General features: G+C 56.4%; 1 tRNA gene and 2 rRNA genes (1 of these 3 cut by a window edge). All 3 read left to right on the top strand.

The features are described from left to right. A 23S ribosomal RNA gene (locus CK224_RS15705) occupies window positions 1-1,643 on the top strand (it extends 1,286 nt beyond the left edge of the window). 320 nt (window positions 1,644-1,963) lie between these two features. Further along, window positions 1,964-2,078, top strand: a 5S ribosomal RNA gene (rrf, locus tag CK224_RS15700). Window positions 2,079-2,288: 210 nt separating this feature from the next. Beyond that, a tRNA-Met gene (locus tag CK224_RS15695) sits at window positions 2,289-2,365 on the top strand. The last annotated feature ends 135 nt before the right edge of the window (window positions 2,366-2,500 follow it).

Here is a 2,500-nt window from a genome sequence, read left to right as displayed (position 1 = left end):
GTCTTTGCGCCGAAAATGTAACGGGGCTAAAGCCATACACCGAAGCTTAGGGTTCGTGAGCAATCACGAGCGGTAGCGGAGCGTTCTGTAAGCCAGTGAAGCCGTACCCGTGAGGGGCGGTGGAGGTATCAGAAGTGCGAATGCTGACATGAGTAACGTAAGGGGAGTGAGAGACTCCCCCGCCGAAAGACCAAGGGTTCCTGCTTAAAGTTAATCTGAGCAGGGTTAGCCGGCCCCTAAGACGAGGCGGAAACGCGTAGTCGATGGGAATCACGTTAATATTCGTGAGCCTGGAGGTAGTGACGGATCACACAAGTTGTCCAATCTTATCGGATTGAAAGGGCAGCGGAGTGGTTCCAGGAAATAGCTCCTCCTTATAGACCGTACCCGAAACCGACACTGGTGGTCTGGTAGAGTATACCAAGGCGCTTGAGAGAACTATGCTGAAGGAACTCGGCAAATTGCACGCGTAACTTCGGAAGAAGCGTGACCCTTTTTTGCGCAAGCAGAGGAGGGTGGCACAGACCAGGGGGTAGCGACTGTTTATCAAAAACACAGGGCTCTGCGAAGTCGCAAGACGACGTATAGGGTCTGACGCCTGCCCGGTGCTGGAAGGTTAAGAGGAGGGGTGCAAGCTCTGAATCGAAGCCCCAGTAAACGGCGGCCGTAACTATAACGGTCCTAAGGTAGCGAAATTCCTTGTCGGGTAAGTTCCGACCTGCACGAATGGCGTAACGACTTCCCCGCTGTCTCCAGCATAGACTCAGTGAAATTGAATTCCCCGTGAAGATGCGGGGTTCCTGCGGTTAGACGGAAAGACCCCGTGCACCTTTACTATAGCTTTACATTGGCATTCGTAGTGGCATGTGTAGGATAGGTGGTAGGCTTTGAAGCCTGGGCGCCAGCTCAGGTGGAGCCACCCTTGAAATACCACCCTTATCACTATGGATGTCTAACCGCGGCCCGTTATCCGGGTCCGGGACAATGTATGGTGGGTAGTTTGACTGGGGCGGTCGCCTCCTAAAGAGTAACGGAGGCGCGCGATGGTGGGCTCAGAACGGTCGGAAATCGTTCGCTGAGTGCAATGGCATAAGCCTGCCTGACTGCGAGACTGACAAGTCGAGCAGAGACGAAAGTCGGTCATAGTGATCCGGTGGTCCCGTGTGGAAGGGCCATCGCTCAACGGATAAAAGGTACGCCGGGGATAACAGGCTGATGACCCCCAAGAGTCCATATCGACGGGGTTGTTTGGCACCTCGATGTCGACTCATCGCATCCTGGGGCTGGAGCAGGTCCCAAGGGTATGGCTGTTCGCCATTTAAAGCGGTACGTGAGTTGGGTTCAGAACGTCGTGAGACAGTTCGGTCCCTATCTGCCGTGGGTGTAGGAATATTGAAAGGATCTGTCCCTAGTACGAGAGGACCGGGATGGACGGATCTCTGGTGGACCTGTTGTGGCGCCAGCCGCATTGCAGGGTAGCTATATCCGGACGGGATAACCGCTGAAGGCATCTAAGCGGGAAACCCACCTTGAAACGAGTATTCCCTGAGAACCGTGGAAGACGACCACGTTGATAGGCCGGGTGTGGAAGAGCGGCAACGCTTGAAGCTTACCGGTACTAATAGTTCGATCGGCTTGATCGTTCTCATTCCTAATATCCATCCGACAAAGTCGGATGGTCTGCCAGCGCTCACGCATGAGCGGCCCTTACGGGCCTATGCTCCGCGAGGGCGCCGGACGACCGGCGACGCGCAGTCGCGCTTGCGGGCTTCGCCCGTAGGCAAAATGCAGACGTCGCCTTGGCACAAAAATGACGATCCTCCGGATCGCGCTTGGCGACGATCCTTTGGATCGCGCTGCGACGATCCTTGATCGCGCCGCGACGATCCTCCGGATCGCGCTTGGCGACGATCCTTTGGATCGCGCTTGAACAGCTTCTCGATTTGAACGTGCGTTTCGCCGACCTGGTGGTTATGGCGGAGCGGCTGCACCCGATCCCATTCCGAACTCGGCCGTGAAACGCTCCAGCGCTGATGGTACTTCGTCTCAAGACGCGGGAGAGTAGGTCGCTGCCAGGTCTGCCAAGCGCACGTTCATCTCACATCCGGATCCGGATGCAGACAAATCTTCTCCTTGCGATTGTTGTGATGCATGTCGTTGCCTCAAAACCGCTAACACTTTTGAGCGACATGCATGAGGCCCGCCAAACGGGATCCCGGGCCGCGCAAGCGGCCCTTTCATTGGGCGGTCCCTTGAATACGGTAAGCGCAAACTTACCTCTATCTTGACGCGGGGTGGAGCAGCCCGGTAGCTCGTCAGGCTCATAACCTGAAGGTCACAGGTTCAAATCCTGTCCCCGCAACCAATCCAAAATGCCCGCCTCGTGCGGGCGTTTTTGTATCTGGCCATACTGGCCGGCTGATGTGAGCGGTCATCACGCCCGCAAGCAGCGAACCGACGCAGCGCCGGCAGACAAGCCAAATCCCCACACCAATCCAGA

This window comes from Mesorhizobium sp. WSM3862 (assembly GCF_002294985.1).
Taxonomy (GTDB): Bacteria; Pseudomonadota; Alphaproteobacteria; order Rhizobiales; family Rhizobiaceae; genus Mesorhizobium.
This window is presented reverse-complemented; position numbering and strand designations above follow the sequence as displayed.